This is a genomic window from Streptomyces sp. SP17BM10 (assembly GCF_036322405.1).
GTDB lineage: Bacteria > Actinomycetota > Actinomycetes > Streptomycetales > Streptomycetaceae > Kitasatospora.
Map to the genome: position 1 here is coordinate 85956 of NZ_JAQYXB010000684.1, position 21928 is coordinate 107883.

The window sequence follows — 21928 nt, forward strand, 5'->3', positions numbered from 1 at the left end:
AGCCCCTGAAGGCAGCGCTTGCTCCTTGAGAACTCAACAGTGTGCTGATCAAGAACGAGTGTCTTTGGTCCCCGATCCGTGCCGCCTGTGGCGGGTCGGGGGTCATGGCTACTCGTACATCGCGAGTGGCTGAGCCCGAATAAGTCGGGCCGCCGCGCTCCCGGCCAAGGAACGCGCGGCGGCCCTCGGGCTCACTCACCCATCTACGAAGAGGTGAACCCGTGAAGTCGATTGTTGCAGGCCAGCAGGCTTGCACCGCCCTGGAGTTCGCTGAGCTGGCGCTCGGCGTCGACAACGCGCCGTTCGACGCGCTGTTCGGCGGCGTGGCCGGCGAGAGCCCGGCGGAGTTCGCTGCCCGTACCGACGTCGCCCGTGAGGTGCTGGCGGAGCTGCGGGAGACGGACTCGGAGTCGGCGGCGGTCGCGGCCGAGCTGATGCGGACCGCCCCCATCCCGCTGCGGCGCCGGAGCCCCGCCGCCCGCCGTGGCCGCCCGGCGGTGGCGGCGTGAGCGCCGAGGCCCGCGAGGCGGCCGCGCAGGCCGCCGCCGCTGCGGAAGCCGCCCGGATCGCCGCCGCTGCGGCTGCTGAGGCTGCCCGCGCCACCCGGGAGGCGGCGCAGACCCTAATCGCCGCCGCATCCGGGGGTGCGTGATGGGCATCCTGCGAAAGGCCGCCGACCGCGCGGCGCGGGCGATGCCGGAGAACCACACGCTCTCCACCGTGGTGGCGTTCGCGTCTTCGGTCGCGCACGACGCCGACCTGACGACGGTCGCCGCCGCGACCTCCGGTCTGGGGGTGGCCGCGATCGTCGCCCAGAAACTCCACGGCACGCCGGAGCCGCCGGAGGGCGGGTACGCCGGTTTCACCACCGACGGCGAGAAGCCGAAGCGGGGGTGGAGGCGATGACCAAGGCTGGGAAGTTCTGGTTGGTCGTCGGCCTGTTGGCCGTGGCCGCGATGGCGTTCCGCGTCTCGTGGAACGCGCTGCGGGACGTCGCGTCGGCGATCGGGGCCGACTCGACCGCCGCCACGGTCTATCCGCTCGTGGTCGACGGGCTGATGGCGCTGGCTCTGGTCGTCGCCCTGGTGCTGACCGATGCCGACCGCCGGTTCGCCCTGCGGGTCCTGGCCGGGTACACGGCCGCCTCGCTGGTGCTCAACTACGTGCACGGCCTGGTGCCGACTCTGCACGGCGGCGGCCGGACCCGATTGGCCGAGTGGGCGCCCGCGCACTGGGCCCTGGTCCTGCTCGCGTCGTCGCTGCCGGTCGGGTCGATCTACTTCGGTTCGGACCTCGTGGCGAAGGTCCTACACACCAAGCCCAAGGTCGACAAAACAGACCAGACCATGATGAAACGGTCGGGGTCTGACCTGCCCGAACCCGAGGCGGTCGAACCGGACTTCCCGCTGTATCAGTCGGCCGACCCAACACCCGCCCCGGCACCGTCCGCGCCGGCCGTCGAGCCGACCGAGCCCTCGGTCGAGCAGGCGCCCGCAGAGCCGACCCGCAAGCCGACCGCCCCGCCGGCGGCCCGCCCGCGTCGGGCGACCGGCACGGTCCCGCAGTCGGCCCGGACCACCCGACCCAAGCGCACCCTGAACGAACTGCTCGCCGAAGCGCGGTCGGCCACCGCCGGGTGGCCCGACGCGGAACTGACCGCCGACCGGATCCGCAAGGCGGTCCGCACGTCGGCCGAGAACGCGCGCACCCTGCGCGACACCCTCACCGCCGAGCGCGCCGCCGTCGCGGCCGTCGAGTCGGAGCGGCCCGCGCTGCACGCCGTGCCCGACCCGGCCCCGGCCGACGACAACGCGGCCGACACGACCACCGAGACCCCCGACTCCCCCGAGGAGCAGGCATCGTGACCACCGCACCCCTGAGTGGCGTTCCGCAGATCAACACCACGCCCGGTCTGCCGTCCGACCCGCTGTTCATCGCCTACATGACCGTGTTCCAGACCGCCGCCGAGCACCTGCTCGGCTGCGAGGCCTGCCAGGCCGCCCGGCCCTGCCCGGTCGGCGACCCGCTCCACACCGACTTTCTCGCCAAGCAGGCCGCATGGGAGAACCAGCAGTACCGCAAGACCCGCAACGAGCGCCGCCGAGCCCAGCGCAAGGCCGAGAGCCGGAGCCGCATGGCCCGCCATGCCGCCGGCCTGCTGGTCACCTTCGGCCCCTGGGAGGACGGCCGCCCGACCGCGACCCCTGCTGACGTCGCCCGCCAAGCGAACGCCATGTACGGCGGCTACCTCAAGGGCGAGCCCATCACCACCACCGAGGGCGCCGCCGCCCTTCAGGCGGTCCTGAACCGCTGAACACCGGAGCCTGACCCGCGCAGAGCGCGCGGCACGCCCGGTTCGCACGATCCCCGGGACGGCCGCTCAGCTGGCCGGCGTCCGGCCGCCCCGGGGCCCTTTCCGCACCACCAAGCAGTGAGGAAGGAAACCCCCAGTGAACCACCGCACTCCCGGCGACGACGCCGAGAACGAGCTGTTCGAGCGCCTGGCCGCCGAGATGGCCGGTGAGGGCGTGGTCGACCTCGCCAAGGCCCGCGCCGAACGCCGCCCCACCGCCACGGCCGTGAACGACGACGGCGAGGACGACGACCCGTCCGTCTACGTCGACCAGCCCGCCCCGGCGCCGCTGCCGGTGCCCGACGGCGCCCGCCGCCCGATCCTCCCGGCGTGGCTGCTGTCCACGGCCGAGCTGAAGACCCAACTCGCCTACACCGCCGGGCAGATGGGTCACGCGGTGGCCTACCACGCGATCCGCACCCCGCTCTACGCCGGCCGTCTCGCGGTGCGCTCGCCGCGCGGCGCCGCCCGTGCCCTGACGTTCCTGGGGCGTTGGACGTCCGACGCGGAGGGGCTGCCGTTGCGAGCGGCGGCGGCCCGGCGTGAGGACGCCGAGCTCTACCTGAAGCTCTCGCGGCAGCGTGACGGCCGGGTGCGGCTGCGGACCCTGATCACGCTGCTGGCCTCGGTGTTCGGTCTGACCGCCGTGATCGTGCTGCTGGTCATGACGAGCACGACGGCCCTGCTCGCCCTCGCCGCGGCTTTGGTGCTCGCGCTCGGCGTCGCCGGGGCGCCGGCCGATGAGCCGCTGATCGGCCGGGCGGTGGTCAAGGCGAAGGCGCCGAAGCTGACGTCGGACATGGTGGTGCGGGCCCTGGAGTCCCTGGGGATCGGCGGCATCACCTCCGCCAAGTCCAAGGGCTCCGGCATCACCTTCCCCGCCCCGATCATGCGCGACGGGCCGGGGTGGCGCGCGGACGTCGAACTGCCCCACGGCGTCGAGGTGGCGGACGTGATGGGCAAGCGCGGTCAGCTCGCCTCCGGCCTGCGCCGCCCGCTTGGCACCGTGTGGCCGGAGCAGAAAGCGGGTGAGCACCCCGGCCGGATGATCCTCTGGGTCGGTGACCAGGACATGGCCAAGGCCAAGCAGCCCGCCTGGTCCCTCGCGAAGAAGGGCACCGTCGACCTGTTCGACCCGGTCGCCTTCGCCACCGACCAGCGCGGCGCCTGGGTCACCGTGACCCTGATGTTCGTCTCCGGCGTGATCGGCGCGGTCCCGCGCATGGGCAAGACCTTCCTGCTCCGCCTGCTCCTGCTGATCGCCGCCCTCGACCCCCGGGCCGAGCTGCACACCTACGACCTGAAGGGCACCGGCGACCTCGACCCGGTCGGCGAGAAGGTGTCCCACCGGCACCGGGCCGGGGACGACGACGAGGACATCGAGTACGCGATCGCCGACATGCGGGAGCTGCGGGCCGAGCTGCGGCGCCGGGCCAAGGTGATCCGGTCCCTCCCCCGGGACGTGTGCCCGGAGTCGAAGGTGACCAGCAAGCTCGCCGACAACAAGTCGCTGAAGCTGCACCCGGTCGTGATCGCCGTGGACGAGTGCCAGGTGTGGTTCGAGCACCCGAAGTACGGGGCGGAGTTCGAGGAGATCGGCACGGACCTGGTCAAGCGCGGCCCGGCGCTCGGCATGACGTTCCTCGCCGCCACCCAGCGACCCGACGCCAAGTCCCTGCCCACCGGCATCTCCGCGAACGCGATCCTGCGGCTGTGCCTGAAGGTCATGGGGCAGACCGAGAACGACATGGTCCTGGGCACCAGCACCTACAAGAACGGTATCCGGGCCACCACCTTCACCCGCGACGACAAGGGCCTGGCCTACTACATCGGCGGTGAGGGCGCCGACGCGCAGATCATCCGGTCAGTCTTCGTGGACGCACCCGGCGCCGAGGCCATCGCCCAGCGCGGACGCGAGGCCCGCGAGAAGGCCGGACTGCTGACCGGCCACGCCGCCGGCGGCACCGACACCGCCCCCGCGACGGCCCCGAGGTTCGACCTGCTCGCCGACATCCTCGCCGTCATGGGCCCCGACGAGCCCAAGCTCTGGTCGGAGACCATCGTCGCCCGCCTCGCCGAGCTGCGGCCGGACGCCTACGGGCCGTGGGGCGCGCTGGAGGGCCGGGCCAAGGCCGACCAGCTCGTCACCGCGCTCAAGCCGTACGGCATCGCCACCGGCCAGGTGTGGGGCACCACCGAGGACGGCAAGGGCGCCAACCGGCGCGGCATCACCCGCACCGACGTCCACGCGGCCGTCACCGAGCGCGACAAGAAGCGCGACGCCGGATAGCCCTGGACCGCCCATCACGGGTGCTAGGTCTAGCGGCCACCCCCGCTAGACCTAGCACCCCCGCTAGCGGCCCATACATGCCCTGATCAGCGCGCTAGCTCCTAGCGCGCCACCCCCTGGACCTCCCGAAACCCGCCCTGGAGGCACCATGACCCCCCTCATCCTCGCCGTGATAGCCGCCGCCCTGCTCATCGCGCTCTGTTACGCCGCCCTGTGCGCGTCCAGCCCCTTCGGGGACTGCCGCAAGTGCGGCGGCTTCGGCTTCAAGGTCGTCACCGACCGCAAGGGCAAGCCCAAGCGCGGCAAGCACTGCCGCCGCTGCCGGGGCGTCGGCAAGCGCATCCGCGTCGGCCGCCACCTCTACAACGTCGCCCACCGCACCTGGACCGCCGGCACCGACTGACCCGCCCGCCCCCGAAGACCAGGAGACAAGCCCGTGAACGTGACCCTCTCGATCGCCGCCGTCACCGGCGTCATCACGATCGTCCTCGTGTGGACCAAGCGCGTCGGCCCCGGCACCGCCACCGTGGTCTGGCTCTCCGGCCTCACCGCCGCCTCCACCGGCCTGGCCGGACCCGTCAACGACATGCTCGGCGCGATCGTCACCGCCGTCAGCCACCACTGACCCGGCGCCCCAGATGACCGCCCCCGCCGCGATCCGGCCGCTCGCCGCCGTCCACCTGCGCGAAGCCCTCACCGCCGCCGCCAACAGCGAACCCGCCGCCGCCCTCGCCGCCCTGATGCACATCGACCCTGACTCCTGGACCGCGATCCAGCAGCGCGCCGCCCTGCTCGGCACCGACCTCATCGACCTGCTCGCCACCGCCGCCCGCACCGGAGGAACCCCGTGAGCACCCCCGCAGACATCGTCACCGCCGCCCTGCTCGGCACCGGCGCCGCCCTGTCCGCCGCCATCCTCATCTCCCAGCGCGGCGCCAAGGCCGAGTCCGTCGCCGTGATGCAGGTCCTCGCCGAATCCGCCGCCGAACGCGCCGCCCGCGCGGCGGCCGGGACCGATACCGCCCCGCCCGACGGCGGCGAAGGCGCCCCCGCCCCGGCCATGGCCGAGCAGCCCGCCCGACTCGCCACCGTCCACCAGCTCCCCAGCGCCCGCGCGCGCCGAGCCGCCTAGGAGACGTCGTGCCCGCCTTCCTGGACTGGCACGACGCCCGCCACTTCGACCGCACCGGCGACCGCCCGTGCCGCTGGTGCGGCCGTCCCACCCCGCTGCGGGACGACCAGCGCAGGCCCTCGCACAAGGTCTGCGCCGAGAACGCCCTGAACAGCGACGACGGCGGCCCCCTTCCGCCAAGAACCGGGGCCGCCGCTGATCCAGCCCGTTTCGAGAACTGGAGGCATTCAGCATGACCCACGCTGCCCCCATCCGGGGAGAGCACCTCGCCACCGCGCTCAACCTCGCGGCCGAGGGTGTGCCGGTGCTGCCGCTGCGCGCCGGGAAGCTGCCGTTCGGTAACTGCCGCAACTGCGCGGACAACGCCTGCGGCGGACGGCCCAACATGAAGACCCCCGGCCCCTGCAACTGCTTCGCTCCCTGCCACGGCTGGGCCGCCGCCACCAGCAGCCCCAGCGCCATCACCTCCCGCCAGTGGATGCGGGCGTGGCGCGAAGGAGCGACAGTGGCCTACCACCCCGGCGGCGCCGGGATGACCGTCGTCGACCTCGACAACCAGCCGGCCATCGCCTGGGCCCGCGCCAACCTGCCCGCCACCCGGACCGTCGCGACCACCCGGGGCGAGCACTGGATCTACCGGGGCGCCATGACCTCCGCGAACGCCGTGCGGCCCGGCGTGGACATCAAGTCGCTGATGGCCTACGCCCGTTGGCTCGGCTACGGCGAGGGGCCGCTCACAGCCCTGCCGGACACCGTCCGGGGCCTTCTGGTGAAGGACCCCGTCCCGGCCTGGCCGGCGCCTGTCACGGTGCCTGTCCCGGCCCGGAGCGGGCGGTGCCCGCACCGCACCCCGGCGTACCTGGAGCGGGGCATCACCATGGCCGTCCAGCGCATCACCGAAGCGCACAGCTCGGTGCACGCCGCCGTCTACGGGACGTTCCTGGCGGTGCTGTCGACGCACGGCCGGTGCGGGTGCCTGACCGGCGCCCACACCGCCCGGTTGTTCGCCGCCGCGCAGGCCAAGGGCGAAACCGCCCGGCACTGCACGGAGGCGTGGGCCAACGCTGTCCACAGGCTGGGGATGTAGCCGTGGCCGACGACGAGAAGAACCCGGCGCGTGAGGTCATCGCCGAGTACGCGCAGACGCACTTCCGGTACTTCCGCACCGCCGACGGCACCGTGTACGCCCAACGGAACGGCCACCCGGTGGCCCGGCCGATCCGCTCCCAGGGCACGACCGGCAGCCACCGCCAGGAACTCCTTGTGGGCCTCTACAGGGACGGGCGCGGAGTCTTCAACGGGACCGCGATGAAGGAGGCACTGGACCTGATCGAGGCCCTGGCCCTGACCGAGGAGGTGCAGCCAGTCCACATCCGCGTCGCCCCGGGGTTCGACGGCGCCACCTGGCTGGACCTCGGGCGCGCCGACGGCCTGTCCGTGCGCATCCACCCCACCGGCTGGGACATCACCGTCCCCGACCCGCGAGAGGTCTGCTGGAAGCGCACCCAGCTCACAGGAGAGCTGCCGGTCCCGGTCAAGGACACCGACGGCAAGGGCATCGACCTGCTCTTGCGGCTGACGAACTTCACCGACGCCCAGACCGAGTGCCTGGCCATCGCGTGGCTGATCGGCTGCCTGGGGCCCGGGGTGCCCGTCCCCGCCCCGTTCCTCACCGGGCCGCAGGGGGCCGGCAAGTCCACGGCCGGCCGGATGATGGTGCGGATCATCGAGGGCATGAGCGGCGACCTGCGCCGGGCCCCGAAGGACGAGGAGAACCTGGTCGCGGCCGTCGCCGCCGGGTGGGTCACCGCCCTGGACAACCTCTCCCACATGACCCCCGACCTGTCGGACGCCATGTGCTGCATCGTGACCGGCATCGAGTCCGTCAAGCGCGCCCTGTTCACCGACGGCGACGTCCACCGCTCCGCCTACCGGCGCCCCCTGCTCCTGACTGGCATCGACGTCGGCGTCATCCGCCCCGACCTCGCAGAACGCCTCCTGCCCCTGCGGTTGGAGCGGCCGAAGGTACGGCGCACCGAGGCTGAGCTGTGGGCGGAGTACGCCGAGGCGCTGCCCGTCGTCCTCGGATCCCTGCTCGACCTCACGGTCCAGGTCCGTGCGGCCGAGGCCGCGACCCCGACCGACCTGCGCATGGCCGACTTCGCCCACCTGTGCGCCCAGCTCGACGCCGCGACCGGGTTCGGGGTGCTCCCCGCCTACCGGGCCAGCCTGAACGACCTGAACGACGACGTTATCGAGGGCGACCTGCTCGCGCAGACCGTCCTCAAGCACGCCGACACCATCGAGAAGGGCACCGCGCAGCGCATGACGTCCACCGAGTGGCTGTCCTGCCTGAGCCGCCTCTACAGCGGCGACGAGCTGCGGTCCCTGCCGAAGGGGTGGCCGACCACCGGCAAGGTGCTGTCCGACCGGCTCAAGCGCCTTCAGCCGACGCTCGCCGCCCGGGGCGTCCTCATCGACACCGGCCGCACGAAGGAGGGCCGCTACCTCGAAATGGCCCGTCCCGCCGCATCTGCCCCGCACGAGCAGCAGCAGGTGTTCTGACCCGTACTGCGGCACGGACAAGCAAGAAGAGCACCGGCGCCCGGGTGCTCTTCTTGCTGTTCGGGCGAAGCGCAAAGGTCGCGCCGCGAAGCGGCTCCTTCTTCACGCCCTGAGGTGCACCCGACTACAAGCAATCAGCCCTCCTTTTTCCTAAGTAGGAAGACACTGCGTCACCTGCGTCACCAGGACCGGAAAACGGCCCCTGACCTGCACCGGAGAGGGTGACGCAGACGACGGCCGCTGCGTCACCCCTGCGTCACCCGCGTCACCCCATGACGCAGCCCATGACGCAGCGGTGACGCAGCCCCCGACCGCTGCGTCGCCCAAAGCCCCAGGTCAGAGACCTGGATGACGCTGATGACGCGGTGACGCAGAAATCCGCACCTAGGACAACCACGCGCCGCGAGAAGCCCCGAACTCTGGCGGCGCTGCCCGTCTCCGCTACCGGACCCACCCTCAGCTCGCCCAATCCGCCCCGCAGGCAGGCCCGACCCGCACAGGAGGACACCTTGGCCAACCACCACGCACCGAAGCGCACCCAGACCACCCCGGCCTTGCCGGAGCAGCTGCTGAGCGTCCGGGAGGTCGCCGTGATTCTCGGCACCTGGGAGACCAGCGGCGAGCGCTTCCCCCGCCGGCTGATCGAGGAGCGCCGGATCACCTTCGTCAAGGTCGGGCGCCTCGTCCGCATCCCGGCCTCCGCTGTCGCCGAGTTCATCGCCGCCAACACGGTGCAGCCCATCACCGCCCGCCGCTCCGCCACGAACAGGAATGCCGCCTGATGGCCAACAAGAAGAACAGCCGACGTCGCTTCGGTGCTGTCCGCCAGCTCCCCTCCGGCCGCTGGCAGGTCCGGTACCGCGACCCGCTTACAGGCGCGCTGCGGCCCGACGAGAAGACGTACACCACCAAGACGGACGCCGAGGTGAGGCTCAGCCAGCTCGAAGCCGACATCACCCGCGAGAAGTGGACCGATCCGGACGCCGGGAAGGTGAACTTCGGCGAGTACGCCACCCGCTGGCTCAAGGAGCGCAAGCTGGAGGAGACCACGCGCGAGCGGTACGAGACGGCGCTGCGGCTGCACATCCTGCCCACCCTGGGACCAAGGTTCGTCGTGCAGATCACCCCGGCGCGGGTGCGGACCTGGCGAACCCGGCTGCTGGAGTCCGGGGTTGGGGAGCCGACCGTGGTCAAGGCGTACCAGATGCTGCGGGCCATCATGAACACCGCCCTGGACGACGAGCTGATCAAGCGCAACCCGTGCCGGATCAAGGGCGCCGACGCGTACGACGTGCCGGAGCGGCCGGTTCTCTCGGTGGCCGAGGTCTTCGCCGCAGCCGACGCCATCGCGCCCCGGTGGCGCGCGCTGGTGCTGGTCACCGCGTTCACCACGCTGCGGTTCGGCGAGCTGGCAGCCCTGCGCCGGCGGGACGTCGACCTGGACGCCCGGCTTCTGCGGGTCAGCCGCAACCAGGCCGAGCTGTACAGCGGGAAGCTCTACGACAAGGCGCCGAAGAGCCGAGCCGGGTTCCGCCCTGTGGCGTTCCCCGCCTCGATCGTGGACGCCCTCCGGCACCATCTGGAGCACTACGCCGGGCAGGGCCCGAACGGCCACATGTTCATCGGGCCGCGCGGGGGCCGGCTGCGCCGTAGCAACTTCCGGGACGACTGGAGCGCCGCGAAGACGAAGGCGAAGATCTCGCCGGACGTGCACTTCCACGACCTGCGCCACACAGGGAACACCCTCGCCTCGCAGAGCGGCGCGAGCACGAGGGAGCTCATGACCCGCATGGGGCACAGCACGGCGCGGGCCGCGCTGATCTACCAGCACATGACCAGCGACCGGGATCGGGCCATCGCCGACAGGATGGGCGAGATGGTCCGCAAGGAGCTGGAGAAGCAGGCCCCGCCGGAGGAATCTGGCACGGACGTGGCACAGGACGACTGACACTCCGGAACGACTGAGGCCCAGATCAGAGGGATTTCCCCTCTGATCTGGGCCTGAGCGCGTCTGCGCTTCTGTGCCCCAGGCAGGATTCGAACCTGCGACACCGGCTTTAGGAGAGCCGTGCTCTATCCCCTGAGCTACTGAGGCGGGCCGTGTGGTCACGAGGCCGTCCACAGCGTACCGGATCGGGGATGGGGGCGTCGGCGGCGACGGATGGTACGGGTGCCGACGGGGTGTCAGACTGGGGCAAGTAGCCTTCGAGGAGCGTGTTCGAACCTCGAATCTCCGATCGAAGGTCCAGATGAGCCTCGTACGCCCCGTCGGCCGACTCCTGCGGTCCGTGTGGCTGTGGCCGGCGGTGGTGATGCTCGGCTTGGGCCTGTTCCGGCTGGGGACGCCCGTGCTGTGGCGGGACGAGGTCGCGACGTGGACGGTGGCGACCCGGTCCCTGCCGGACGTGCTGCGGCTGCTCCAGCACGTGGACGCCAGCAATGGCGCCTACTACCTGTTCATGCACGCCTGGACGGCGGTGTTCGGGGACTGCGCGGTCTCGCTGCGGGTGCCGTCGGTGCTGGCGATGGCCGGGGCGGCGGCCTTCGTGGGGCTCGCCGCCGAGCGGTTGTTCGGCGGGCGGGTGACGGCGGTCGGCTCGGGGCTGCTGTTCTGCGCGGTGCCGCAGGTGTCGCGGTTCGCCCAGGAGGCGCGCGCCTACGCGCTGGTCACCTGCGCGATCGCGGCGGCGACCTGGTTCCTGCTGCGGGCGCTGGAGCGGCCCGGGTGGCGGCGGTGGGCTCCGTACTGCGCGGCGATGGCGACGGCGGGGATCCTGCACCTGGTCTCGTTCAGCACGGTGGCCGGGCAGGCCGCCGTGGTGCTGCTGCACCTGTGGCGCACGCGCGGGACGGCGGACCGGCGGCTGCTGTGGCAGTACCCGGCCGCGGTGCTGGTGGCGGCTCTGCCGCTGGTGCCGGTGGTGGTGCTGGGCGCCCGGCAGTCGGAGCGGCAGTTGGGCTGGATAGGGACGCCCACGCTGGACGCGCTGTGGCACTTCGGGGAGACCCTGGCCGGGGCGCCGGACGTCTTCATCGCCGTCGTCCTGCTGGCCGTCCCGGCCGTGGTGCTGCCGGGCCGGCGGGTGCAGGCGTTGCAGGCGCTGTTGCTGGCCGTGGTGCCGGTGGTGGGCGTCTGGCTGGTGTCGCAGGGCGGCACGTCGTACTTCGTCGACCGGTACCTGCTGTTCACCGTGCCCGCCTGGGCGGCGCTCGGCGGGGGCGGCGTCGCGGCGGTCTACAAGGCGCTGACCGGCCTCGCCCGGCGCGGTCCGCGGCGGGCGAGGCTGCGCGTGGCCGGCATGCTGCTCGTGCTGGGGCTGCTCGCGGTGCCCGCCTGGGCCGCGCTGCCGCGGCAGGCCACGGTGCGGTACGAGTCGGCGCACGCGCACGAGCCGTTCCGCGCGGCCGCGGGGCTGATCGCCGCCGGCTACCGACCCGGGGACGGGCTCGCCGTCCCGCTGGGCGACCAGAGCTGGGCGATGATCGGCCCCGGCGTCGACTACTACCTGCCGGCGGACGTGCGCCCGTACCCGGTGTTCGTCGCGCGGGGGGCGGTCGAGGCGGCGGAGCTGTCGCCGACGGCGTGCGCCGTCCCGGCCGAGTGCCTCGGGCGGGCCGACCGGATCTGGCTGGTCGTCCTCGGACAGACGGCGGACCCGCTCTCCGAGATGCGGCCGGAGGACGCCCAGGCCCTGCGGGCCCACTACGGTGCCCCCACCCGGGTGACGCCGTTGGACGGGGCCACCCTGGCGCTGCTCGACCGCCGAGGCTGAGCCGGGCCGGGCCCGGACGGGCCCGGACGCGGCCCCAGTGCGGCCCGGGTGGGGCCTGGGCGGCCTCAGTGGGGGCTGGGCGGACTGGCGGACGGCGCGCCCGAGGGGGACGGCCGCCGCGGTGACGGACGGCCCCGCTCAGGGAGCGCGGCGCCGGGGCGGTCGGGGACCGGTCGGCGGACCGCCCGGGCGACCACCGGCACCTGGTCGGGCAGCCCGCGCCTCGGCTGCTGCCGGACGCGCTGCTGTGGGGGTAGGGGTGGTCGGCCTCCGGGGGACCGGGCGGATCTATCTGCCGCGCGCGATGGCGCCCAGGTGTTCACCGGGCTGTCCCGGCCGATCGCGAGCTTCACGGCGCACACCGTGGTGCCGGCCCTCGGGCCGGTGCTCGCGGAGGAGGAACCGCTCGCGCGCGGCTCGGGCCGGCGACTCGATGAAACGTCGAAGGGGGAGCCGGTCGGTCCGGCTCCCCCTTCGACGGGTTGTGGGCTCAGAGCGTCCGGGTCAGCCGGGACTGGATGGACGGCGGGTTGAGGTCCGTCTGAAGGGCCACCCGCACCTCGCTCTTGCCGTCGCCCTCGCCGACGCGCAGCGTGCCGATCTCGGTGCCCGCCGCGGCGTGGTGGTCGACCTTGCCGGCGTCCAGGGTCACGGTGCCGCTGATGCCGGGGAAGCCGGCCACGACGAGGTCCTTGGTCGCGACGACCGGGACCTTGCCGCCGAGGCCGTTGTCGACGTAGCCGACGACGTCGCCCTTCTTGACCACGGTCTGGCCGGTCACGCCGTTCTGCGCGGCCTGGATCTGCTTGCCGCTGACCTTCAGCACGGTCGGCAGGATGCCGTCGCCCGGGTTGGGCGAGGTGGCCTGCTGGCCGAGGGTGACGCCGAGGATCAGCCGCTTCACGCCGCCGACCTCCTTGTAGGCGGCCCACATCAGGCAGCCGCCGGCCGGGGTGCTGGAGCCGGTCTTGACGCCGATGACGCCGGTCTTGGGGTTGATCAGGTTGTTGGTGTTGGGGATCTTCTGGTTGTTGAAGGTGGTGTCCGGGGTGGACACGATCTGCCGGAAGATCTCGTCCTGCATGACCTGCTCGGCCAGCTTCAGCTGGTCCTTGGCGGTGCTCTTGGTGTCCGCGTTGTAGCCCGCCGGGTCGGCGTAGGTGGTGTTGGTCATGCCGAACTTGGCCGCGGTGTCGTTCATCTGCTTCACGAACTCCGCCTCGGAGCCGGAGTGGAAGCGGGCGAGCAGACGGGCCACGTTGTTGGCCGAGGGCAGCATCAGGAGTTCCAGGGCCTGGTACTCGGTCAGCACCTGGTTCTCGGTGAGCGTCACCTTGGACTCGTCGACGTTGCCGGACTCCTGCGCGGCCTGCTTGTCGACGGTGATCTTCGGGCCGCTCTCCCCCTTCTTGAGGGGGAACTTCTGCAGGATCAGGTAGGCGTTCATCACCTTGGTGACGCTCGCGATCGAGGCCGGGGTCTCCGGGCCGGAGCTGCCGAGGCTGCCGACGCCGACCACCTCGGCCGCGGACTGGCCCTTGGCCGGCCACGCGAGGTCGAGCGGGTCGCCCGGGAAGCTGTAGTTGGCGGCGACGGACATCCGCACCTTCGCGTCCGGCAGCGGGCGCAGCAGCTGGGCCACGACGACCGCGCCGAGCACCACGGCGAGGAAGACCGTCCAGATGGTGACCCGCTTGAGCGCGCGCCGCAGCGGGGAGACCGGGCGGGCGTTGAGGGTCGCCAGGACCTCCATCGCCTCGGCGGTGTTCTCCGGCGAGGGCAGCGGCTCGGGGCCGGGCAGCGGCTCGGGCTTGGGCAGCGGCGGGACGGGCGGCACCGGCCGCGGGTCCGGCGCGGGCAGCGGTTCGGGCGCCGGGGCCGGGCCGGGCTCCGGGGCGGGGCTCGGCTTCGGCAGGGGCTCCGGGCCGGGCTGCGGCTCGGGCTCGGGCAGGGGCTTGGGGGCGGGCGGCTCGGGGACGGTGCCGGACGCGGGGGCCGTGCCGGACGCGGAGGCGGCCTTGAGCGGGGAGAGGCGCGACTTCTCCAGCTTCTCGGACTGCACCCGACCGGGGGCCCGCTCGGCAGTGGCCGGCTTCTCGGCGTCCTCGGGCGCATCGGCGGGAGCGGGCTTTTCGGCCGGCACGGGCTTCTCGGCGGGAGCGGCGGGAGCGGCGGGAGCGGCGGGAGCCGGCTTCTCCGGCTTGCTCAGCCGCACCGCGACGACCGGAGCGTCAGCGGCGTCCTCGGCAGGGGCCTCCGCGTCCTCCGCGTCACGCTCATCCGCCGGAGCGTCAACCTCGGGAGCGTCAGCCTCGGGAGCGTCGTTCTCGGGCGTGTCGTTGTCGGCCGCCGGTTCGGCGTCCTCCCCCGGCGCGTCGTCGGCGTCAGCGGTCTCGTCCGCCCCGTTCTCCGGCTCCGCGGCGGGCGTCCGCATGCCGAGACGCGGATCGGCGCCCGACGGCTTGCCGGACGGCTTCGTCCCCTTCTCCGGGGTGGCATCCGACGCCCCGTCGGGTGCCTCGGGGCTCTCGTCCTCGGAAGTTCCGGCACCGGACGGCTTCACGAGCTCGTCGGGCAGCCGCAGCGCGGTGGTGCGGTTGTCCACCGGCAGCCGCAGCATCGTGGTCTTGCTGTCCACATCGCGGACGCGGAGCTGCACGGTCGAGCCGCCCTTGGCCCCCGCCTTCGGCGCGTCGCCGCCCGCGGAGTCGGCCGAGGTGTCGGCCGAGGTGTCGGCGGAGGCGCCGTCAGCGGCCGTTCCGGCGGCGGTCGATCCGGTCCGTTCGCGCTCCCGGTCCTTCCCGCTCCCGCCGTCCCGCAGCACCCTGTCGGGGGACTCGCCCACGTAACCCAGCCTCCTCAACGCCCGGCGGGGCACCGGCAGACCCGATTTCGGGAAGCCGACGCCCCGCCCCGTGTACCTGTACAGTCTCCGCCACCGACGGGCGATCCGGCCGCGCACACCCCGCCCGACCGGCCCTTATTGCCGTCACACGGCCGTATCGCGGACCGTTCACCGAACAGACGCCCGGCCCGCGCCCCGTGGTTCCAGCCCTTCACCGCAAGGTCACGATTCGGAGGCGTACTCGACAAGCCCGTGTGAGAGGCGTCACCCTGTCTCTCATCCACGCGGGGAGGCTTGGATGGGCAAGAGCCGCAGAACTGTTCCCGAGGAACTCTTGCTGCTCGCCTTGGACCCGACCACGGGTACCACGGCGCAGCCGCAGACCCTCGACCTCGGACTCGCCGGGGCGCAGCTCGTCGAGCTGTCCCTGGCCGGACGGATCGTACCGGAGGGAGACCGGATCGCCGTCGTGCTCGCACGGCCGACCGGCGACCCGACCCTGGACCACGCACTGGAACTGCTGCGACGGCGCGGCAGTCCGGTCCGCGCGGCGCACTGGATCGGCGGGCCCCGGCTGGGGCTGCGCCAGACGTACCTGGCGCACCTGGAGCGCTGCGGCATGGTGACCGCCGTGCCGGGCCAGGTGTGCGGGGTGCTGCCGACGACGCGCTACCAGGCGTCCGACGACTGCACCAACGCCGCGATCAAGCAGCGGCTGGACACCGCGATCCGCACCGGTGTGCCGCCGGACCCGCGGACGGCCGCGCTCGCCGCGCTGGCCCATTCCGTGGGGCTGGGCAAGCACCTGTACCCGGGCAACGAGGGCCGGTCCTCGCGGTCGCGGCTGCGCGACCTGATCCGGTACGACCCGCTCGGCGGGATGGTCGCGCACGCCGTGATGGACGTGCAGAACGGCCTGCCGGCGCAGCAGAACCGCTCGGCCCAGGGGCCGTCGGCGACGGGCACCGGCCGGGCGGCCGGCACCTCCGGCGCCCGCGCGACGGGCCGGGGCACCGGCGGCCGGGTGGCCGCCTCCCGGGTCGGCGTCCGCTGACGCCCGCTCCGGGGTCCGGGAGTCCACCCGGGAACACCGGGCGGGACGTCCGGTGTGTCGTCCCGCGCCGCGGCCCAGGGCGCACCCGACGGCGCGCGCCACGGCGTTCGCGCCGTTCGTGAGCGCCGGACCACCTGACGCACCACCAGCAGTACCAGCAGCAGTACCAGCAGCACCGGCACCACCAGCAGTACCAGGAGCAAGGAGGGGCGGTCGCCCGCGACGGAAGTCGCCCGGCGACCGCCCCTCTGCCGTCCCCGAGGGCCCCGGGTCGCCCGGGGACGTCCGGCGGAGCCTGCCGCAGCATGTGCCACCAGCACGTGCGCCGCCGGGAGCCCACACGAATCAGCGCCGGTAGCAGTACCGGTTCGAGCCGCTGAGCCGCATTACCACCTGGAAGGCCTCGCTGTCTCGCAGAAGCGCTTTTCCGATGATCAGTTCTATTGCGCTGCTGTGAATCCCCGGCGCCGACCTGGCCCAAGGTGTCATGCTGCTCCGAGTCAGGGGGGTTGGTCCCAATGTCCGAAGTGTTCCGAGGACTGCCGTTCCAACGATCACCAGAGGTCCGGCCGGAGGTCGACGTGTCCGCCAACATCAATCCCACCGTGCGCCGACGGCGCCTGGGCTCCGAGTTGCGCAAGCTCCGCGAGGGCCTCGGGATGACCGCGGAGGAGGTGGCCGGCCGGCTGATGGTCTCCCAGTCGAAGATCAGCCGGCTGGAGAACGGCCGCCGCAGCATCAGCCAGCGGGACGTCCGCGACCTCTGCGACGTGTACAACGTGTCCGACGAACAGATGCGCAACAGCCTCATGGAGATGGCCAAGGAGTCCCGCCAGCGCGGCTGGTGGCACGACTTCAACGACATGCCGACGCCCTACAGCGTCTACATCGGCCTGGAGGCCGAGGCCTCCTCGATCCGCGCCTACGAGTCCTCCTTCGTCCCCGGGCTGCTGCAGACCGAGCAGTACGCCCAGGCCGTCGTCGAGGGCACCCAGCCGGACACCGACGCGCTCGCCGTCCAGCGCCGGGTACAGGTGCGGATGAAGCGCCAGGACCGCATCCACGGCGAGCAGCAGCTGGGCAGCCTGTGGACCGTCATAGACGAGGCGGTGCTGCGCCGCGAGGTCGGCAGCCGCGAGGTGATGGCCCACCAGCTCAAGCACATGCTGGAGCTGAGCCAGCGGCCGAACATCACGATCCAGGTGATCCCGTTCGCCGCCGGTGCGCACCCCGGCATGACCGGGACATTCTCCCTGCTGGAGTTCCCGGAGTCAGCCGATTCCACGGTTGTCTACTTCGAAGGGGTGACGAGCGATCTTTACCTGGAGAAGGAGACCGACGTGCGCCGCTATACCAGTCTCTACGACCACCTGAGGGCGGCGGCGCTCGGTGTGGCGGAGAGCCGGACACTGATAGCAGAGATTGAAGAGGGATTCCACACATGAGCACCACCATCGAGAGCGGCGCACTCTGGCGCAAGAGCAGTCACAGCGGTGGCAACGGCGCCTGTGTGGAGATCGCCACGCCGGCCGCGGGGGCCGTCGCCGTCCGGGACTCCAAGGACCCGCACGGCCCACAACTGCGCTTCTCCGCCGAAGCCTGGCACGCGTTCGCCACCGCCGCCGGAGCAGGGGCGTTCGGCCCGGCGGGGTCCGGCACGGAACTCGGCGCAGCCTGAACCCGGGCCGCTCTCGGCCCAGTTGCCCGTAGCGGTGCCCGTCGCCCCGGCGGCGGACACGGCTACGGGCAACTGTGCTTCCCGGGGCGCGCGGCCCGGGACCGGCCGGCCGGGCCACCGCCACTCAGCCCCCCCACCACACAGCCCAGCGCCGCTCAGTGCACCACCGGGTAGCGGGCCGCCCACGCGGCGCCCTCCGGGGTGTCCCGGCCGTGCAGTTCGGCGCCGTGCACCAGCTCCAGCACGAAGTCGTCGGCGAGTTCGAGGATCGCGCCGCGCCCCTCCAGCCCGGCCACCAGCCCCGGCGGCAGCGCGGTGTCGCCGTGCAGGACACCGAGCAGGCTGCCGCAGATCGCGCCGGTGGAGTCGCTGTCCCCGGAGTGGTTGACGGCGAGCAGCAGGCCCGACCGGACGTCGTGCGCGACCAGCGCGCAGTACACCGCGATCGCCAGCGCCTCCTCGGCGACCCAGCCCTCCCCCAGCGCCTCCACCCGGGCCGCGGACGGCTCGCCCGCCCGCACGGCGTCCAGCGCCGCCCGCAGCGCGGCCGTCGTCTCCTCGTGCGCCTGCCGCTCGGAGAGCAGCGCCAGCGCGAGGTGGACGCCCTCCTCCAGGGTGCCGCCGCGGGCGACGCTCTGGACGATCACCGCCAGCGCACCGGCCGCGAGGTAGCCCGTCGGGTGGCCGTGGGTGAGCACCGAGCACTCCACCGCGAGCTGGAACACCAGGCCCGGCTCCCAGGTCGTGAGCAGCCCGAACGGCGCCGCCCGCACGACCGTGCCGCAGGCCTTGGAGTGCGGGTTCTTCGGGTGCTCCAGGGTGCCGAGGCGCTCGCCGTCGGGCCCGCTGAGGCCCGTGAGGCTGCCCTGCCCGGGGGCGCGCTGGGCGTACAGCCACTCCTCGCGGCCGAGCCAGCCGAGGTCGGGGCGGCGCTCGTCCGGGCCCCAGTCGCGCTGCGTGGCGGCCCAGCGCAGGTAGGCGAGGTGGAGGTCGGTGGGCGGGTGCCAGCTGCCGGTGTCGCGGCGGATGTGGGCGCGGATCAGGCCGTCGACGGTGAACAGCGTCAGTTGGGTGTCGTCGGTGACCGCGCCGGTCCGCCCGTGGGCGGGGACGTAGCCGGTGACGCCGTGCGGGCCGTGCTGGGCGAGGATCTCGTCCAGCGCCTCGAACTCGACGGCGGCGCCCAGCGCGTCCCCGATCGCGCCGCCGAGCAGACAGCCCCGCACCCGGCTGCGGAAGTCCTGCTGCTGTGCGCGTGACCACAGTGGCATCACGACGGGTGCGCCTTTCGTCCGGAAGCTGCGGGGTACGGGGCGGCGCGACGCTCGGGCCGGTCGCGCGCCCTGGCACCTTATGCGAAGACCCGTGCGGCTCGACGGGTCCCGTCGCACACCAGTCTTTCAACAAATTGTTGCTCCGTATCCGTCCCGCGGACGCGCCGGCCGCCGCCCGGCAGTCCGTCGAGCGCGACCACCCCGCCGACGACGACGAGGGGTCCGGCGCGCCGTGCGGGCGGTGTGCCGGACCCCTCGTCGTGCGGAGCGTCAGTCGAGGACGGGCAGCAGCTCCGGCAGGTGGCCGTCCGAGGCGAGCGCGGCGGCACGGCGCTCGGCGGGCACCTCGCCGTAGGTGGTGGTGCGCTGGCGGTGCGGACGGCCCGCGGCCTCGGCGATCGCCTGGAGGTCGCGCACCGACTTGTGACTCCCGTACGCCGAACCGGCCATCCGGGAGATGGTCTCCTCCATCAGCGTGCCGCCGAGGTCGTTGGCGCCCGAGCGCAGCATCTCGGCCGCGCCCTCGGCGCCCAGCTTGACCCAGCTGGTCTGGATGTTGGGGATGTGCGGGTGCAGCAGCAGCCGGGCCATCGCGACCACCGCGCGGTTGTCGCGGGCGGTCGGGCCGGGCCGGGCGATGCCGGCCAGGTAGACCGGCGCGTTGGTGTGGACGAACGGCAGGGTGACGAACTCCGTGAAGCCGCCCGTCCGTTGCTGGATCTCGGCCAGCAGCCGCAGGTGCCCGAGCCAGTGCGCCGGGGTGTCCACGTGCCCGTACATCATGGTGGACGAGGAGCGGATGCCCAGCTCGTGCGCGGTGGTCACGACCTCGACCCAGGTGGCGGCGGGCAGCTTGCCCTTGGTGAGCACCCAGCGGACCTCGTCGTCGAGGATCTCGGCGGCCGTGCCGGGGATGGTGTCGAGGCCCGCCTCCTTGGCCCGCTGGAGCCAGTCGCGGATCGGGAGGCCGGTCCTGGTGGCGCCGTTGACGACCTCCATCGGCGAGAAGGCGTGCACGTGGATGCCGGGCACGCGCTCCTTCACCGCGCGGGCGATGTCGAAGTAGGCGGTGCCGGGGAGGTCCGGGTGGATGCCGCCCTGCATGCAGACCTCGGTGGCGCCGACCTCCCACGCCTGCGCGGCCCGGTCGGCGACCTGCTGGAGCGAGAGGGTGTAGGCGTCGGCGTCGGTGCGGCGCTGGGCGAAGGCGCAGAACCGGCAGCCGGTGTAGCAGACGTTGGTGAAGTTGATGTTCCGGGTGACGCAGTAGGTGACGTCGTCGCCGACGGTGTCGCGGCGCACGTCGTCCGCGATGCGGCAGAGCGCGTCCAGCGCGGGTCCGTCGGCGTGGAACAGGGCGAGGGCCTGGTCGTCGGTGAGCCGCGTCGGGTCGTCGGCGGCGACCGCGAGCGCCTCGCGGAGGTCCCCGGCGAGCCGCTGCGGCGCGCCCTCCGCGAGCACCTGCTCGCGCAGGACCTCCCAGTCGCCGTAGACGTCCTCGAAGTCGGCCCGGCGGTCGCCGGTGCGGCCCTCGGTGTCGATGGTGGCGTGCAGGTCGGTGCGCCCGTAGGACTCGGGGAGGTCCTCGGGCTCCTGCCAGGGCAGGCCGGTCACGGGCGCGTCCGGGTTCGCGAGGCCGGTCGCCGGGTCGGCCAGGGCGCGCACGTGCGGCAGGACGCGCGGGTCCAGCCAGGGCTCGCCGCGGCGCACGTACTCGGGGTAGACGGCCAGGCGTTCACGCAGCTCGAAGCCGGCCGCCGCGGAGCGCTCGGCGAGGCGCTCGATCTGCGGCCAGGGGCGCTCGGGGTTGACGTGGTCGGGGGTGAGCGGGGAGACGCCGCCCCAGTCGTCGATGCCGGCCCCGATCAGCCGCTCGTACTCGCCGTCCACCAGGTTCGGCGGCGCCTGGAGGCACGCGGCCGGGCCGAGGACGTGCCGGGCGACGGCCACCGTGGCGACCAGTTCGTCGAGTTCGGCGTCGGGCATGCCGCGCATGGCGGTGTCCGGCTTGGCGCGGAAGTTCTGCAGGATCAGTTCCTGGATCCCGTGGTAGGCCCGGGAGACCTTGCGCAGCGCGAACAGCGACTCGGCGCGCTCCTCGTACGTCTCGCCGATGCCGATCAGCAGGCCGCTGGTGAAGGGGACGGAACTGCGGCCCGCATCCTCCAGGACCCGCAGCCGGACGGCGGGTTCCTTGTCCGGGGAGCCGTGGTGCGGGCCGCCGGGCTCGCTCCACAGCCGGGTGGCGGTGGTCTCCAGCATCATGCCCATGGACGCGGAGACGGGCTTGAGGCGCTGGAAGTCCGTCCAGCTCAGCACGCCGGGGTTGAGGTGCGGGAGGAGGCCGGTCTCCTCCAGGATGCGGATGGACATCGCGCGGACGTAGGCGACGGTGTCGTCGTAGCCGTGCGCGTCGAGCCACTCGCGGGCCTCGGGCCAGCGGTCCTCGGGCTTGTCGCCGAGTGTGATCAGGGCTTCCTTGCAGCCGAGTTCGGCGCCTCGGCGGGCCACCGCGAGGACCTCGTCGGGGGACATGTACATCCCGTGGCCGGCCCGGCGCAGCTTGCCGGGGACGGTCACGAAGGTGCAGTAGTGGCACTTGTCGCGGCACAGCCGGGTGAGGGGGATGAAGACGCTCTTGGAGTAGGTGATGACACCGGGCCGGCCGGCGGCCTCCAGACCGGCGTCCCGCACCCGGGCGGCGCTCGCGCAGAGGTCCCGCAGGTCCTCGCCTCTGGCCCGGAGCAGCACGGCCGCCTCGGTGACGTCGAGCGCGACGCCGTCCCGGGCGCGGCGCAGGGCGCGGCGCATGGCGCTGGCGGTGGGGGGCGGCGAGGTCGGGGAGTCGGTGCGGTCGGCGGCGGTTGCGTCCATGCGGCGACACTACGCCAGGAGTCGTACACCGGGAGGAGCCAACCCTGAGGACGTCTCAGGGTTGACGTACCCCGGCGGTTTACCCCGAAG

Annotated in this window: 22 protein-coding genes and 1 tRNA gene; 19 read left to right on the forward strand and 4 right to left on the reverse strand. The window is 73.0% G+C overall.

Annotated elements, in window-relative coordinates:
- The first annotated feature begins 221 nt into the window (after positions 1-221).
- The 15 genes from PUR71_RS39495 (at position 222) to PUR71_RS39565 (ending at position 10288) form a co-directional block, all read left to right on the forward strand.
- Positions 222-509, forward strand: coding sequence for a hypothetical protein (locus PUR71_RS39495; RefSeq protein WP_329932129.1), 288 nt, complete (start codon positions 222-224; stop codon positions 507-509).
- On the forward strand, positions 506-652 hold the full coding sequence (locus PUR71_RS39500; RefSeq protein ID WP_329932130.1) for a hypothetical protein: 147 nt from the start codon (positions 506-508) through the stop codon (positions 650-652). Before PUR71_RS39495 ends, PUR71_RS39500 begins: the two co-directional genes overlap by 4 nt.
- Complete coding sequence (locus PUR71_RS39505) at positions 652-906, forward strand: hypothetical protein (RefSeq protein WP_329932131.1); 255 nt, start codon at positions 652-654, stop codon at positions 904-906. The genes PUR71_RS39500 and PUR71_RS39505 overlap by 1 nt, the downstream gene beginning before the upstream one ends.
- The gene (locus PUR71_RS39510) at positions 903-1865 is read left to right on the forward strand and encodes a DUF2637 domain-containing protein (RefSeq protein ID WP_329932132.1); all 963 of its coding nucleotides are present in this window, start codon (positions 903-905) and stop codon (positions 1863-1865) included. Before PUR71_RS39505 ends, PUR71_RS39510 begins: the two co-directional genes overlap by 4 nt.
- Entirely contained in the window at positions 1862-2314 is a 453-nt protein-coding gene (locus tag PUR71_RS39515; protein ID WP_329932133.1) for a hypothetical protein, read from the forward strand. The genes PUR71_RS39510 and PUR71_RS39515 overlap by 4 nt, the downstream gene beginning before the upstream one ends.
- Positions 2315-2450: 136 nt before the next feature.
- Positions 2451-4643, forward strand: coding sequence for a cell division protein FtsK (locus PUR71_RS39520; RefSeq protein WP_443077735.1), 2193 nt, complete (start codon positions 2451-2453; stop codon positions 4641-4643).
- A 148-nt stretch (positions 4644-4791) separates the two neighbouring features.
- Positions 4792-5046: a hypothetical protein gene (locus tag PUR71_RS39525; RefSeq protein WP_329932134.1), complete on the forward strand. Its 255-nt coding sequence runs from the start codon at positions 4792-4794 to the stop codon at positions 5044-5046.
- A 33-nt stretch (positions 5047-5079) separates the two neighbouring features.
- Positions 5080-5268, forward strand: a complete 189-nt coding sequence (locus PUR71_RS39530; RefSeq protein ID WP_329932135.1) for a hypothetical protein — start codon at positions 5080-5082, stop codon at positions 5266-5268.
- Between the two features lie 13 nt (positions 5269-5281).
- Positions 5282-5494 (forward strand): hypothetical protein, encoded by a 213-nt coding sequence (locus PUR71_RS39535; protein WP_329932136.1) that lies wholly within the window; start codon positions 5282-5284, stop codon positions 5492-5494.
- On the forward strand, positions 5491-5775 hold the full coding sequence (locus PUR71_RS39540; protein ID WP_329932137.1) for a hypothetical protein: 285 nt from the start codon (positions 5491-5493) through the stop codon (positions 5773-5775). Before PUR71_RS39535 ends, PUR71_RS39540 begins: the two co-directional genes overlap by 4 nt.
- Positions 5776-5783: 8 nt before the next feature.
- The gene (locus tag PUR71_RS39545; RefSeq protein WP_329932138.1) at positions 5784-6011 is read left to right on the forward strand and encodes a hypothetical protein; all 228 of its coding nucleotides are present in this window, start codon (positions 5784-5786) and stop codon (positions 6009-6011) included.
- Entirely contained in the window at positions 6008-6862 is an 855-nt protein-coding gene (locus tag PUR71_RS39550; RefSeq protein WP_329932139.1) for a bifunctional DNA primase/polymerase, read from the forward strand. The genes PUR71_RS39545 and PUR71_RS39550 overlap by 4 nt, the downstream gene beginning before the upstream one ends.
- Before the next feature lie 2 nt (positions 6863-6864).
- A complete protein-coding gene (locus tag PUR71_RS39555) occupies positions 6865-8340 on the forward strand; it encodes an ATP-binding protein (RefSeq protein WP_329932140.1) in 1476 nt (491 codons plus the stop codon).
- A gap of 554 nt (positions 8341-8894) precedes the next feature.
- Positions 8895-9122 (forward strand): excisionase family DNA-binding protein, encoded by a 228-nt coding sequence (locus PUR71_RS39560; RefSeq protein WP_329932356.1) that lies wholly within the window; start codon positions 8895-8897, stop codon positions 9120-9122.
- A complete protein-coding gene (locus PUR71_RS39565; protein WP_329932141.1) occupies positions 9122-10288 on the forward strand; it encodes a tyrosine-type recombinase/integrase in 1167 nt (388 codons plus the stop codon). The genes PUR71_RS39560 and PUR71_RS39565 overlap by 1 nt, the downstream gene beginning before the upstream one ends.
- Before the next feature lie 74 nt (positions 10289-10362).
- Here PUR71_RS39565 and PUR71_RS39570 read toward each other — a convergent pair.
- Positions 10363-10435 (reverse strand) — tRNA-Arg (locus PUR71_RS39570).
- A gap of 154 nt (positions 10436-10589) precedes the next feature.
- Between PUR71_RS39570 and PUR71_RS39575 the strand changes: the two genes are divergently transcribed.
- Complete coding sequence (locus tag PUR71_RS39575) at positions 10590-12113, forward strand: glycosyltransferase family 39 protein (RefSeq protein ID WP_329932142.1); 1524 nt, start codon at positions 10590-10592, stop codon at positions 12111-12113.
- Positions 12114-12603: 490 nt separating this feature from the next.
- Here PUR71_RS39575 and PUR71_RS39580 read toward each other — a convergent pair whose 3' ends face one another.
- A complete protein-coding gene (locus PUR71_RS39580; protein ID WP_329932143.1) occupies positions 12604-14958 on the reverse strand; it encodes a serine hydrolase in 2355 nt (784 codons plus the stop codon).
- A 298-nt stretch (positions 14959-15256) separates the two neighbouring features.
- On the opposite strand from PUR71_RS39580, the gene PUR71_RS39585 reads away from it, so the two are divergent.
- From PUR71_RS39585 to PUR71_RS39595, 3 genes are all read left to right on the forward strand, one after another.
- Positions 15257-16012, forward strand: coding sequence for a GOLPH3/VPS74 family protein (locus PUR71_RS39585; RefSeq protein WP_329932144.1), 756 nt, complete (start codon positions 15257-15259; stop codon positions 16010-16012).
- A gap of 581 nt (positions 16013-16593) precedes the next feature.
- A complete protein-coding gene (locus PUR71_RS39590; protein ID WP_329932357.1) occupies positions 16594-17457 on the forward strand; it encodes a helix-turn-helix domain-containing protein in 864 nt (287 codons plus the stop codon).
- Positions 17454-17690 (forward strand): DUF397 domain-containing protein, encoded by a 237-nt coding sequence (locus PUR71_RS39595; RefSeq protein ID WP_329932145.1) that lies wholly within the window; start codon positions 17454-17456, stop codon positions 17688-17690. Before PUR71_RS39590 ends, PUR71_RS39595 begins: the two co-directional genes overlap by 4 nt.
- 155 nt (positions 17691-17845) lie before the next feature.
- Here PUR71_RS39595 and PUR71_RS39600 read toward each other — a convergent pair whose 3' ends face one another.
- Together PUR71_RS39600 and PUR71_RS39605 are read right to left on the reverse strand one after the other, a co-directional pair.
- Complete coding sequence (locus PUR71_RS39600) at positions 17846-18961, reverse strand: ADP-ribosylglycohydrolase family protein (protein WP_329932146.1); 1116 nt, start codon at positions 18959-18961, stop codon at positions 17846-17848.
- Positions 18962-19234: 273 nt separating this feature from the next.
- Complete coding sequence (locus PUR71_RS39605) at positions 19235-21838, reverse strand: bifunctional FO biosynthesis protein CofGH (protein ID WP_329932147.1); 2604 nt, start codon at positions 21836-21838, stop codon at positions 19235-19237.
- Between the last annotated feature and the right edge of the window lie 90 nt (positions 21839-21928).